General features: G+C 61.9%; 7 protein-coding genes. 6 read left to right on the top strand and 1 reads right to left on the bottom strand.

Going from position 1 to position 13,275, the window contains the following annotated elements; translation table 11 throughout:
- Positions 1-312 precede the first annotated feature (312 nt).
- From ACA054_RS08015 to lapD, 4 genes are read left to right on the top strand one after another with little or no spacing between them, the layout of a single operon-like run.
- Positions 313-900: a UPF0149 family protein gene (locus tag ACA054_RS08015; RefSeq protein WP_034146211.1), complete on the top strand. Its 588-nt coding sequence runs from the start codon at positions 313-315 to the stop codon at positions 898-900.
- 10 nt (positions 901-910) lie between these two features.
- Positions 911-1,306 carry a YbaN family protein gene (locus ACA054_RS08010; RefSeq protein WP_497688919.1) on the top strand — a complete coding sequence of 132 codons (396 nt, stop codon included), beginning with the start codon at positions 911-913 and terminating at the stop codon, positions 1,304-1,306.
- Between the two features lie 54 nt (positions 1,307-1,360).
- Positions 1,361-2,068: a cysteine protease LapG gene (gene lapG / locus ACA054_RS08005; protein ID WP_497688918.1), complete on the top strand. Its 708-nt coding sequence runs from the start codon at positions 1,361-1,363 to the stop codon at positions 2,066-2,068.
- A gap of 22 nt (positions 2,069-2,090) precedes the next feature.
- Positions 2,091-4,031 carry a cyclic di-GMP receptor LapD gene (gene lapD / locus ACA054_RS08000; RefSeq protein WP_497688917.1) on the top strand — a complete coding sequence of 647 codons (1,941 nt, stop codon included), beginning with the start codon at positions 2,091-2,093 and terminating at the stop codon, positions 4,029-4,031.
- Between the two features lie 95 nt (positions 4,032-4,126).
- Here the strand turns inward: lapD and ACA054_RS07995 are convergent, their stop codons facing one another.
- Positions 4,127-11,188 carry a retention module-containing protein gene (locus ACA054_RS07995; RefSeq protein ID WP_497688916.1) on the bottom strand — a complete coding sequence of 2,354 codons (7,062 nt, stop codon included), beginning with the start codon at positions 11,186-11,188 and terminating at the stop codon, positions 4,127-4,129.
- Here ACA054_RS07995 and ACA054_RS07990 point away from each other — a divergent pair.
- Together ACA054_RS07990 and ACA054_RS07985 are read left to right on the top strand one after the other, a co-directional pair.
- Positions 11,187-11,309 carry a hypothetical protein gene (locus tag ACA054_RS07990; protein WP_497688915.1) on the top strand — a complete coding sequence of 41 codons (123 nt, stop codon included), beginning with the start codon at positions 11,187-11,189 and terminating at the stop codon, positions 11,307-11,309. The genes ACA054_RS07995 and ACA054_RS07990 overlap by 2 nt on opposite strands.
- Before the next feature lie 474 nt (positions 11,310-11,783).
- On the top strand, positions 11,784-13,142 hold the full coding sequence (locus ACA054_RS07985; RefSeq protein WP_497688914.1) for a TolC family outer membrane protein: 1,359 nt from the start codon (positions 11,784-11,786) through the stop codon (positions 13,140-13,142).
- Positions 13,143-13,275 lie beyond the last annotated feature (133 nt).

Raw genomic sequence — 13,275 nt, 5'->3', positions numbered from 1 at the left:
CAGATTGCATGACGCTTTGCATTTGAGCCGCGAAACCGGCAGGGCATCACAAAACGCGCGAGTATACCCGAGCGCTGTCCGGCAAAGGGCGCCGCTGATAAGAGGGAATGCACATGAATCCTCCGTAGGAGCTGCCGAAGGCTGCGATCTTTTGATCTTGCTTCTTGAAAACAAAATCAAAAGATCGCAGCCTTCGGCAGCTCCTACAGGGAATGCGGTGTCCTTGAGGGGGCAAATATGCCGCGCGGCTGGCCCAAGCGCTCAAGAAGGCCTAGAATTCCCGCATCGAATATTCCCCAAGGTAGCCCTTTAATGTCCTTCGCTGAGCAACTAACCCGCCTGCAAGTCTTCCTCGACGCCGATGAACTGCATGACGAGGCGCTGGACTACGTGGCCGCCCACGGCTACCTCACCGCGCTGTCGATCTGTTCGGAAGTCGTTCCTGATCGTGAATGGATCGATGCCCTGTTCGCCGAAGAGCCGCATTACGCCGATGACACCGAGCGTGAAGCGATCGAATCCACCCTGCTGGCCCTCAAGGCCCACATCGCCCGTCAACTGGCCTCTGATGAAGAGTTCGAGCTGCCGTGCGACCTGGACCTGGGCGAAGACCCGGACGATTCCGACCTGCGCGGCTGGTGCATCGGTTTCATGGAAGGCGTCTTCCTGCGTGAAGAAGCCTGGTTCGAAACCGCCGAAGACGAAGTCAGCGAAATGCTGCTGCCGATCATGGTCGGTTCGGGCCTGTTCGACGAGCAACCGGAGTTCTCCGACATCGCCGCCGACGCCAACCTGATGGATGACATGATCGTGCAGATCCCGGAAGCCCTGACTGCGCTGTACCTGCTGTGCAACGCACCGGACGAAAAACCGGCGATCCTCAAGCCTCGTCACCACTAAGGTCCTGCCTATGGACAACCCCATAGGCAACCGCTCCCTGATGTTGCGCTACGTGCTGCTGGCCATCGGCTGGCTGAGCGTAGCGCTGGGGGTGCTCGGGATTTTCCTGCCGGTGTTGCCCACCACACCCTTCCTGTTGCTGGCGGCTGCCTGTTTCGCCCGCAGTTCGCCGCGTTTCTATCAATGGCTGGTCGAGCACCCGCGGCTCGGGCCATGGATTCGTGACTACCTCGAGGGTAACGGCATTCCGCTCCAGGGCAAGGTCTACGCCATCAGCCTGATGTGGGCCAGCATCCTGTTCTCCTGCTACCTGGTGCCAATGCCTTGGGCACGGGGATTCATGCTGACCAGTGCGGTGCTGGTGACCCTTTACATTCTTCGGCAGAAAACCCTGCGTAAATCCTGACTGTCGTTGTAAACACCACCTAGACTTCAAATCTCTGCACTTGAGCAGCCAGACATGCCGCGAAGTCCGGGTAGTCCAGGATGGCCAACACTCCGACTTCGGTTTGGCGGATGGCTGTTGCTGGCGGGTTTTCCGCTGGCCGTGCCTGGCAGTGCCTGGCACGGCTGGGATTTCGCGCAAATTTCGCAAACCGCCGAAAAACGCTATGCCAGCCTGGGGCCAACGCAGGGACGTATCCAGTCCTGGAGTGAAATGCTGCAAGGCGAACGTAACCTGCCCGAGCAGGAGCAATTGAATGCGGTCAATCGCTACTTCAACCAGCAGCTGGATTTCCAGGACGACGCCCGCATCTGGCACCAGAGTGACTACTGGGCCACACCCGTCGAGGCGCTGATCAAGGCCGCCGGCGATTGCGAAGACTATGCCCTGGCGAAGTATTTCAGCCTGCGCCAACTGGGCATTCCCAGCGACAAGCTGCGCATTACCTATGTGAAGGCCCTGAACCAGAACCAGGCGCACATGGTGCTGACCTATTACAGCAGCCCTGGTGCCGAACCGCTGGTGCTCGATAACCTGATCGGCGAAATCCGCCCCGCCTCGCAGCGCAAGGACCTGTTACCGGTGTATGCATTCAACGCCGAAGGCCTGTACCTGCCCGGCAAGCCTGGCAACCAGCGCAGCGGCGACTCGAAAAAGCTTTCGCGCTGGCAAGACGTCTTGAAAAAAATGCAAACCGAAGGGTTCGCCGTGGGCGACGGTTAGCCGCCACGGCAAGGAGCGCTCGATGAAACTGCGCAACCAGTTGTTTCTTGCCATCTGCCTGTTCTTGCTGGTGGCGTTCAGCGGCAGTTTTTATGCCAGCCTGGAAAGCTCTCGCGAGCAGACGCTTGGGCAGTTGCGTGCCCATGCCCAGGACGCCGCGACCGCGCTGGGCCTGACCTTGACCACACAGGTCGACGACCCGGCCATGATGGAGTTGCTGGTCAGCTCGATTTTCGACAGCGGCTATTTCAGCGACATCCGCGTCACCCACCTCGAGAATCGGCAGGTGTTGGTGCAACGCAGCATCCCCGAGCAAATCGACGGCGTACCTGGCTGGTTCGTCAACCTGGTGAATTTGCGCCCCGAGGGTGGCGATGCACTGGTCACCCGTGGCTGGCAACAGGTGGCGCGGGTCGAAGTGTTGAGCAATCCACAATTCGCCCTGGCCAAACTCTGGGACAGCACACTGGGCAGCCTCGTCTGGTTGTTGCTCTGCGGGCTGCTCAGTGCGGTGTTCGGTGGCTGGCTGCTGCGTCGACAATTTCGTCCGCTCGACACCATGGTCCGGCAGGCCGAAGCCATCAGTAAACGCGAGTTTCTCAGCTTGCCGACGCTGCCGCGCACACCGGAATTGAAGCGTGTGGTGCTGGCGATGAACCAGATGGTCGAGAAGCTCAAGACGTTGTTCGCCGAAGAGGCTGCGCGCAGTGAAAAACTGCTCAACGAGTCCTACCAGGACAGCCTGACAGGGCTGGCCAACCGGCGATTGCTCGATGAGCAACTGGCCGATCAACTGCTGGTGGCCGAGCAAAATGGCGACGGTCATCTGCTGATGCTGCGGCTCAACGATCTGGCCGGGCTCAATCAACGCCTTGGCGGGCAACGCACCGATGCGTTGATTGGCGCGGTCGGCGAATTGCTCAAGCGCCTGACTCAAGTTCCTGAACGACGCACCTGGCTGGCAGCGCGCAATCGCGGGGGCGAATTCAGCCTGCTGGCACCGGATCTCGATACCGAGGATGCGACGCGCCTGGCCGCCGAGCTCAGCGCCACCCTGGAAAACCTGCGCCTGACCGGTGACAGTGATTGCATGCCTGTCGCCCATCTGGGCATCGTCGCCTTCCACCCCGGCGACCCGGCAAGCCAAGTTCTGCATCAACTTGACCAGGCACTGAGCGAAGCCCGGCAACATCCCGAGCGCCCCTGGGCCGTGTTGGGCCGCAGCGACAGCGCGCCAAAACAGGCACAACACCACTGGCACACCTGGATCGACGATGCCCTGACCGAAGGCAAACTGCAGTTGTATTTTCAACCGGTGGTGCAATGCGCCGACACCCGCCAGGTGCTGCATCACAAAGTCCTCGCACGTCTGCTCGATCCACAGGGCGAAGCGATTGCCGCCGGCCAGTTCTTGCCGTGGATCGAGCGGTTTGACTGGTCGGGGCGATTCGACCTGGCGATGCTCGAAGCCACCCTCGAATACCTCGTCATCAACCGTTTACCCCTGGCATTGAGCCTGTCCGGCAGCACCTTGCGCGATCATGCGCAGCTGCAACTGATCCTCGACATGCTGGAATCCCTGCCGGACCTGGCGCCCCTGCTGACCCTGGAAATCGATGAACGCCAACTGCCACCACCGGACCAATTGCAACGCTTGAGCCACAGCCTGCTCGACACCGGTTACCGTATCGGACTGCAGCATTTTGGCGGGCACTTCAGTCAAATTGGCAACCTCACTCAACTGGGGCTGGCTTACCTTAAAATCGACGGTGCCTACATCCGTGGCATAGATGTGGAGAGTGACAAACGGCTGTTCATTGAGGCGGTTTGCCGCACGACCCACAGCATCGACTTACCGTTGATAGCGGAGAGAGTAGAAACCCAAGGGGAGTTGGAAACGATCAGGGCACTGGGGGTATTTGGCGTGATGGGGCGCTTGATCGGACAGCCGCAGCCGATGTGATCTGCGAACGATCGAACACAAACGCTTTTGTCGCAGGCAAAAAAAACCGCCCTCCCTATCACAGGGAGAGCGGTATTTTTATTGCGGTTTTCAGGTCACACGGTATCCACCTTCAGCGAATGATCATTGAGCATGCCGTTGATGATGGTTGCCGTATCCGCTCCGCCAATGACCCCGCCCGCCCCCGGCGTAACCCCATAGTGACTGGCCAGGTTGACACCCGCCAGGTCGATGGTCTGGTTCGGTGCCGCGCCGGCCATGGCACTGACGTCGATGCTGGTCACCAGTGACGCGCCGCTGCCACTGACGGTGAAGTGCAGGTAGTCATCCAGTGAGGCCGCGGTGCTGTTCTCCCCTTGCAGCAGTTGCGACAGGTCGAGCTTGTCGGCACCCGGTGTAAAGTCGGTGATGATGTCGTGGCCGCTGTTGCCGTTGAGCCACTGGAAGGTGTCGGCGCCACCGCCGCCGGTGAGGGTGTTGTTGCCCAGCCCGCCGATGAGGAAATCGTCGCCGCCCTCGCCGTTGAGCACGTCGTTGCCCAGGCCGCCGGTGATGATGTTGCTGTTGTTGTCGCCGCTGAGTGCGTCATTGAAGTTGGAGCCTGTCAGGTTTTCGATGGCGGTCAGGGTGTCGCTGCCGGCACCGAAGGTGTTCTGTGCTCCAGCCTCGCCGAGATTGACCGTGACACCGGCGGTGGCGTGGGCATAGCTTGCGGTGTCGATGCCGGTACCACCATCGAGCAGGTCGTTGCCAGGTCCGCTATAGAACAAGTCATTGCCGGCATCACCGTGCAGCTCGCTGTTGCCGGAGCCTGCGGTAAGAACGTCGTTACCGTCACCGGCATTGATGACGTTGTCGCCAGTACCGGCTACCAGTGTGTCGTCCCCCGCCGTCCCGGTGAGGGTGTGGCCATCCTGGTAGCTGATGGTCAGGTTGGCGCTGTCGCTGCCGCCATGGTTGTCGCTGGCGGTGTAGATGCCGTCCGGCGTGGTGTCGTGGGCTCCGGAGTAATCGACGGTCATCTTCAACTGGTAGTTTTCAGCACCGTTTGCGCCGTTGTCGGGGATGGGAGTGATGTGGATGTTATAGGTCGCATCCGACGTCGCCTTGATGGTCTGGCCGTCAGCGATGGCAATGTAGGCGCCTTCGTTGATCGAGTACTCCATGTTGATGTGGCCGGCTGTCAGGTTGTGATCCAGGTTGAGGGTTTCCCCCTGCTTGAGATTGACGGTGATCAGGTCATCGTTGTGATGCCCGTTGACCGAACCCAGCGCTCCACTGACCACCAGCACCGCGGTCATGGCCGCCGTGTTGGCGACGAAGGCGCTGCGGGCAATGGCGGCATTGCTGCCGGAGACACTGTAGGTCTGTTTGGTCCCGGTAAAGTCCGCCCCTTTTGCGATCAGGTCCTTGCCGTCCTGGTTCAGGGCTTTTGCGTAGACGGTCATGTCGCTGTCGCAAGCAGGGACCAGGGAGCTGTTGTGCACGTCGATGGTCACCGTGGTGGTGCTTTCGTCACCGTCACCATCGCGCAGGGTGTAGGTGAACACGTCACTGGCGCCCGGGCCGCTCACTGAATTCGGGTAGCTGTGGTACAGCGCGTTGCCCGCCGCATCCAGCGTCAGGTAGCCGTAGGTGCCCTCGATCTGGCTGTTCAGGCCCCCATGCACCGGGCTCGAGGTGTCGGCGCCGGCGCGTACGCCGACTACGCCACCGCCAGCGAACTGGCCATCAGCACCCACGTTGTCGTTCCACAACACATTGCCGCCGATGTATCCGCCCTCTCCCACCGTGGCTATATCAGGAATTGCGGTGGGCACGTCATCGACGATGTTGACCACGATGGTGCTGGTGGCGACGTTGCCCAGGGCGTCGGTGGCCTGATAGGTGAAGCTTTCGTGCAGGGTGTTGGCGCCGTCGTTGGCAGGGGGCGTGGTACTGGCCGGTGAGGTCAGGGTGTAGGTGTAGCTGCCGTCGGGGTGCAGGAGCAGTTGGCCGTAGGTGCCGATGGCATTGCTGAGCAGGCTGTAGGTGATTGCGCCGCTGCCGCCGTGGACTGCACCGACCAGGGTGCCGCTGGCGGTTTCATCGGTGTTGCACGGCTGGGCCAGGGCATTTTCGTAGACGGTCACGTCTTGGTCGCTGGCCGCGACCAGGCAGCTGTTGTGCACGTCGATGGTCACCGTGGTGGTGCTTTCGTCGCCGTCGCCGTCGCGTAGGGTGTAGGTGAACACGTCGTTCGCACCCGGGCCGCTCACCGAGTTCGGGTAACTGTGGTACAGCGCGTTACCCGCCGCGTCCAGCGTCAGGTAGCCGTAGGTGCCGTTGATCTGGCTGTTCAGGCCGCCATGCACCGGAGTCGAGGTGTCGGAACCGGCGCGCACGCCGACCACACCACCGCCCGCGAACTGGCCATCGGCACCGGCGTTGTCGTTCCACAACACATTGCCACCGATGTAGCCGCCTTCTCCTACCGAGGCAATGTCTGGAGTCGCGGTCGGCACATCGTCGACGATGTTGACAACGATGGTGCTGGTGGCGACGTTGCCCAGGGCGTCGGTGGCCTGGTAGGTGAAGCTTTCGTGCAGGGTGTTTGCGCCGTCGTTGGCAGGCGGCGTGGTGCTGGCCGGTGAGGTCAGAGTGTAGGTGTAGCTGCCGTCGGGGTGCAGCAGCAGTTGGCCGTAGGTGCCGATAGCATTGCTGACCAGGTTGTAGGTGATTGCGCCGCTGCCGCCGTGGACCGCGCCGACGAGGGTGCCGCTGGCGGTTTCACCGGTATCGCATGGCTGGTCCAGGGCTTTTTCGTAGACGGTCACGTCGTGGTCGCTGGCCGCGATCAGGCAGCTGTTATGCACGTCGATGGTGACGGTGGTGGTGCTCTCGTCACCATCGCCGTCGCGCAGGGTGTAGGTGAACACGTCGCTCGCGCCCGGGCCGCTCACCGAGTTCGGGTAGCTGTGGTACACAGCGTTGCCCGCCGCGTCCAGCGTCAGGTAGCCGTAGGTGCCGTTGATCTGGCTGTTCAGCCCGCCATGCACCGGGGTCGAGGTGTCGGAGCCGGCGCGCACGCCGACCACACCACCGCCCGCGAACTGGCCATCGGCACCGACGTTGTCGTTCCACAGCACATTACCGCCGATGTAGCCGCCTTCTCCCACCGTGGCTATGTCGGGGATAGCGGTCGGCACATCGTCGACGATGTTGACAACGATGGTGCTGGTGGCGACGTTGCCCAGGGCGTCGGTGGCCTGGTAGGTGAAGCTTTCGTGCAGGACGTTGGCGCCGTCGTTGGCCTGCGGTGTGGTGCTGGCCGGTGAGGTCAGGGTGTAGGTGTAGCTGCCGTCGGGGTGCAGCAGCAGTTGACCGTAAGTGCCGATGGCGTTGCTGACCAGGCTGTAGGTGATGGCGCCGCTGCCGCCGTGAACCGCGCCGACGAGGGTGCCACTGGCGATTTCGCCGGTATCACATGGCTGGTCCAGGGCTTTTTCGTAGACGGTCACGTCTTGGTCGCTGGCCGCGACCAGGCAGCTGTTGTGCACGTCGATGGTCACGGTGGTGGTGCTTTCGTCACCGTCGGCATCGCGCAAGGTGTAAGTGAACACATCGCTCGCGCCCGGGCCGTTCACCGAGTTCGGGTAGTTGTGATAAACGGCGTTACCCGCCGCGTCCAGCGTCAGGTAGCCGTAGGTGCCGTTGATCTGGCTGTTCAGGCCGCCATGCACCGGGGTCGAGGTGTCAGAGCCTGCGCGCACGCCGACCACGCCACCGCCGGCGAACTGGCCATCGGCACCGGCGTTGTCGTTCCACAACACATTGCCACCGATGTAGCCGCCCTCTCCTACCGACGCTATGTCGAGGGTCGCGGTTGGCACATCGTCGACGATGTTGATCACGATGGTGCTGGTGGCGACGTTACCCAGGGCGTCGGTGGCCTGGTAGGTGAAGCTTTCGTGCAGGACGTTGGCGCCGTCGTTGGCCTGCGGTGTGGTGCTGGCTGGCGAGGTCAGGGTGTAGGTGTAGCTGCCGTCGGCATGCAGCAGCAGTTGGCCGTAGGTGCCGATGGCGTTGCTGAGCAGGCTGTAGGTGATTGCGCCGCTGCCGCCATGGACCGCGCCGACCAGGGTGCCGCTGGCGGTTTCGCCCGGGCTGCTGGGCTGGCTACCGGTTACGCTGCCGGGCGCCAGGTCCTGGCCGTCCTGGTTCAGGTCCAGGGCTTTTTCGTAGACGGTGACGTCTTGGTGGCTGGCCGCGACCAGGCAGCTGTTGTGCACGTCGATGGTCACGGTGGTGGTGCTTTCGTCACCGTCGGCATCGCGCAGGGTATAGGTGAACACATCACTGGCGCCCGGGCCGCTCACCGAGTTCGGGTAGCTGTGGTACACGGCGTTGCCCGCCGCATCCAGCGTCAGGTAGCCATAGGTGCCGTTGATCTGGCTGTTCAGGCCGCCATGAACCGGGGTCGAAGTGTCCGAGCCGGCGCGCACGCCGACCACGCCACCGCCGGCGAACTGGCCATCGGCACCGGCGTTGTCGTTCCACAACACATTGCCACCGATGTAGCCGCCCTCTCCCACCGTGGCTATATCAGGAATTGCGGTCGGCACATCGTCGACGATGTTGACCACGATGGTGCTGGTGGCAACGTTGCCCAGGGCGTCGGTGGCCTGGTAGGTAAAACTTTCGTGCAGGGTGTTGGCGCCGTCGTTGGCCTGCGGCGCGGTGCTGGCTGGCGAAGTCAGGGTGTAGGTGTAGCTGCCGTCGGCATGCAGCAGCAGTTGGCCGTAGGTGCCAATGGCGTTGCTGAGCAGGCTGTAGGTGATAGCGCCGCTGCCGCCGTGGACCGCGCCGACCAGGGTGCCGCTGGCGGTTTCGCCTGGGCTGCCAGGCTGGCTGCCGGTCACGATGCCGGGGGCCAGGTCTTGGCCGTCCTGGTGCAGATCCAGGGCTTTTTCGTAGGCGGTCACGTCGTGGTCGCTGGCCGCCACAAAGCAACTGTTGTGCACGTCGATGGTCACGGTGGTAGTACTTTCGTCACCGTCGGCATCACGCAGGGTGTAAGTGAACACGTCGCTCGCACCCGGGCCGCTCACCGAGTTCGGGTAGCTGTGGTACACGGCGTTGCCCGCCGCATCCAGCGTCAGGTAGCCATAGGTGCCGTTGATCTGGCTGTTCAGGCCGCCATGCACAGGGGCCGAGGTGTCGGAGCCGGCACGCACGCCGACCACGCCACCGCCTGAGCCATCGGCGCCGCCGACGTCGTTCGACAGTACGTTGCCGGTGACGGTGCCGCCCTCGCCCACCGACGTCGCATCGGGGTTGGCGGTCGGCAGGTCGTCGACGATCTTGACGTTGATTTCCCCACGCGCCTCGCTGCCGTCGGCATCGATGGCGATGACTTCGAAGTTCTCGGTGATGCTGTTGGCGCCGTCGGCGTTGGGGTGGGTGTCGGTGTAGTTCAGGGTGTAGCTGTAGCTCACCACGCCGGTGGCCGGGTCATAGCCGGTGACGGTCAGGGTGCTGCCCAGCCAGGTGCTGCCGGAGATCGGCAAGTCCTGCACCACGCCACCGCTGATGATCGCGACGCCGGAAATGCTCAGGCTCTGCAGGCCATCCGGGGCGTTGACGGTGAAGGTCCCGTGCTGGGTCAGCGCCGGGGCGTCGGGGTCGCTGCCGTAGGTGAGGTTTTTCTCGTAGACCGTCAGTTCGCCGCCTTCGACGCCCAGGCCGCCGAGGGTCACCCCGTCATCGTTGTTGTGCACGTTCAACACCAGGTTGGCGGTGCTGCTGTCGCCGTCGGCATCGGTCAGGGTGTAGGTGAAAGTCTCGGTGCCGTTGCCGCCGGCGTGCAAGGCCTTGAAGTCGGCATCGCCGGGGTTGAGAGTGTAGGTGTAGGTACCGTTGGCATTGAGCACCAGGGTGCCGTAGGTGCCGATGAAGGTGCCGGGGGTGATCGGGCCGCTGTTGGGGCCGGTCGCTACACGGTCGGCGCCTTGCACGTCGTTGCCCAGGACGTTGCCTTCGAGGGTGAGCAAGGTTTCCGAGGCTGTGTTGAGGTTGCTGTCATCGATTGCCTTGGGCGCGTCGTCGGTGATGTTGACGTCCAGGGAACCGGTGGCGGTGTCGCCGTTGCTGTCACCGGCAACCACGGTGAAGTGTTCACTGAGTTGGGTGCCGTCGCCGGTCGAATGGTTTTCGCTGTCGTTGAGGGTGTAGCTGTAACTCACCACGCCCGTGGTCGGGTTGTACCCGGTGATGGTCAGGGTGCTGCCCAGCGGCGTGGTGATCGACTGCGGAAAACCGTTGGCCACGCCAGCGCTGATCACATTGATCCCGCCGATGCTCAGGCTGGTCAGCCCGTCAGGCGCCGTGACGGTGAAAGTGCCGTTCTGGGTCAGCGCGGCGGGATTGCTTGCCGAACCGTCAGGTAGGTTGGCTTCCTTGACGGTCAGTTCACCGCCCGCCACCGACAGCCCATCAAGGGTGACCGGATTGTTCACGGGTGGCGTGATGACAGGTGGTAAAACTTCAGGCGGCGTCACAATAGGCGGTATGACTACCGGCGGTGTGACGTCCGGTGGTGGGACTTCGGGCAGCGTGACCACTGGTGGCGTAATCAGCGGAGCCGAGGCGCTTTGATCGCTGTTGCCATCGCCGTCGTGCCGCGCAAGCGGGAACTCCGGAATGCCGTTGAACCCGGCAGTAGGGAAGCCAATGGTCGGATCGACCCGCCCCCCCACTTCTTCGAGCATGACGAAACTGTGGCCCCCACCCTGTGCTCCATCGGCAGGTTCGGTCGAACCCGGGCCGGCCGCCGTCGCTTCAGCGGTCTGGGTCGGGTCGTCACCGGCGGCTATGGCTTTTTGCAGTTGCTCGACATCGGTCAGCTGCGCCTGGCTCGGGGTCGTCGCTTCAACCGTATCCACATGGGGCGATATGTGCTCCAGCAACTGGGCAGTCATTTGCAGGCTACTGCCGCGGCCCAGCGTCAGTTCCTGGCCGTTTTGCAGATGCACCGCCACCGCGCCTTCGGCCCCGGTCACCAGTTGATCGCCGGCAAACAATCGGTCCCCCTCGATCAGCACTCGACGAGTGCCATCACCCGCCACCGCGAAGACCTGACCGATAACCTTGCTGACGATACCGATGAGCGTAGCCATGTGCATTCCCTCCGCTGCCAACGATTTGTCGGCACCCTGGTTGAATGCGGAGAACATGCACATGGGCTCAAGCGGGTTACCGGGCGGATCACTGCCGGTCAACACGGGTTACCTGAAGTAAGCCGGTGCCCTGGCGACGATCTCGTCCAGCGTGTTGCTCGCGGTAGTTGTCCGCGACCTGGGTAAACCCTTTGCAATCAATGGCATTGGGCTACCTGTCGAAAACAACGTAATCCGCCAGCGATGCGTAACAGTCCTGAATCACCTCGGCGACAAAAAACCGTCACCCCAGTCTGCGCCGCGTCCCTCCCCTCCAGCACTTCTCCGCTCTTTGTCGATCAATGAATTTGAACTTTCCTCAAGCCCTGATGTGCGCCACAAAGCACATATATCAAGGGCTTCCGCAGTGAACAATGTGCTGGATTTTGCAGAGCGCATAAGTTTTTTTTGGCATAAGTCTTATGAAAAAAACTTCTTAGGTTCGCCTCAAAATGTTCTTAGCTCTCTTGTAACAAGCATGAGACGGTTTTGCCTATAAATGTCGTCAATTAATTGGCGACGCATAAAGCACCATTAGGATTCAGGGAGATGCACGATGCGCCTATTAACCCCCCTTTGCAGCGCGGTTTTGCTGGCAATTGCCTGCAGTTTTCAAGCGCATGCCATGTCACTGACCGAAGCGATCCAGAGCACTATCGCGACCCACCCGGAGCTGGCATCGCGAGTGGACAGCCGTCTGTCGGCTGACGAAGACGTGAAAGTCGCCAAGGGGGGCTTTTATCCATCGGTGGACTTGAATGCCGCGTACGGGCGCGGGTACAGCGACAACACCAACACTCGGGCGCTGGGCAATCACCACACCGAAATTCTCAATTACACCCAGTCAGAACTGCGTCTGCGGCAGATGCTCTTCGACGGGTTCAACACCGCCAACGAAGTCGAGCGTACCAAGGGCGTCGTCAACTCCCGGGCGTATTACGCCCAGGGCACCGCCCAAGACCTGGCCTTGCGCACCACCGAGGTCTACCTCGAAGTGCTCAAGCGTCGCGAACTGGTGACGCTGGCCAAGAACAACCTGCAAGCGCACTTGCGGGTCAACGACCAGATCGGCCTGCGTACCGAGCGTGGGGTCGGCAGCAACGCTGACGCCGATCAGTCCACGGCTCGCCGGGCACTGGCGGAGAACAACCTCGACACCGCCGAAGTCGATCTGGCCGACGCCGAGTCGAACTTCGCCGCCGTCGTCGGGCGCCTGCCCGATGAACTCGAAGCCCCGCCGTCGATCCGTGGCGAATTGCCAGCCTCCCTGACGGATGCCCAGCAAAGCATGGTGGACAACAACCCGTACCTGAAATCCGCCCAGGCCGATGTGCAATCGGCCGAGAGCCAGTACGAAGTCGCCAAGTCGCCGTTCTACCCGCGCTTCGATGCCGAAGCCGCGGTGGGCGCGAACAACAACATCGCGGGCGAAGAAGGCCATGACAACGAATGGCGGGTCGGCGTGGTGATGAACTACAACCTGTTCCGCGGCGGCAGCGACAAGGCGCGCCTGCAGTCCGATGCCCACAAGATCAATCAGGCGATGGACATCCGCAACAACGCCCTGCGCCAGCTCAACGAAAACATCCACCTGGCCTGGAACGCGATGGTCAACGCCAAGAAACAAACCCCGACCGCCCGTGAATACGCCGATACCAGCAGACGCGTGCGCGTGGCGTATCAGGATCAGTTCGGACTCGGCCAACGTACCCTGCTCGACCTGCTGGACAGCGAAAACGAGCTTTACAACGCCAACCGCCGCTACACCGAAGTACGCTACACCGAGGAGTATTCGATGTACCGTGTGCTGGCGAACATGGGCCAGTTGCTGAGCAAGCAACGCGTGGTGCTGCCCGCCGACGCAATCGCCCAGGCTGAAGTGAAAAGCGAAGCTCGCTTACCTGAACTCAAGTGAATACCCCTGTAGGAGCTGCCGCAGGCTGCGATCTTTTGACTTTGATTTTAAAAAGACAAGATCAAAAGATCGCAGCCTGCGGCAGCTCCTACAGTGATGGGCAGGTATCTATGCAATTACCGGAGCGATCAAT

Source organism: Pseudomonas sp. LBUM1653 (genome assembly GCF_059716115.1).
The sequence above is the reverse complement of the archived record's forward strand: the minus strand, read 5'-3'. Positions and strand labels throughout refer to the sequence as shown.

What these genes read in the sequence shown, in the direction of transcription:
- ACA054_RS07985 (WP_497688914.1), top strand. Translation starts at nt 11,784, where the DNA reads ATGCGCCTATTAACCCCCCTTTGCAGCGCGGTTTTGCTGGCAATTGCC.
- ACA054_RS07995 (WP_497688916.1), bottom strand. Translation starts at nt 11,188, where the DNA reads ATGGCTACGCTCATCGGTATCGTCAGCAAGGTTATCGGTCAGGTCTTC.
- ACA054_RS07990 (WP_497688915.1), top strand. Translation starts at nt 11,187, where the DNA reads ATGTGCATTCCCTCCGCTGCCAACGATTTGTCGGCACCCTGGTTGAAT.
- lapG (WP_497688918.1), top strand. Translation starts at nt 1,361, where the DNA reads ATGCCGCGAAGTCCGGGTAGTCCAGGATGGCCAACACTCCGACTTCGG.
- lapD (WP_497688917.1), top strand. Translation starts at nt 2,091, where the DNA reads ATGAAACTGCGCAACCAGTTGTTTCTTGCCATCTGCCTGTTCTTGCTG.
- ACA054_RS08010 (WP_497688919.1), top strand. Translation starts at nt 911, where the DNA reads ATGGACAACCCCATAGGCAACCGCTCCCTGATGTTGCGCTACGTGCTG.
- ACA054_RS08015 (WP_034146211.1), top strand. Translation starts at nt 313, where the DNA reads ATGTCCTTCGCTGAGCAACTAACCCGCCTGCAAGTCTTCCTCGACGCC.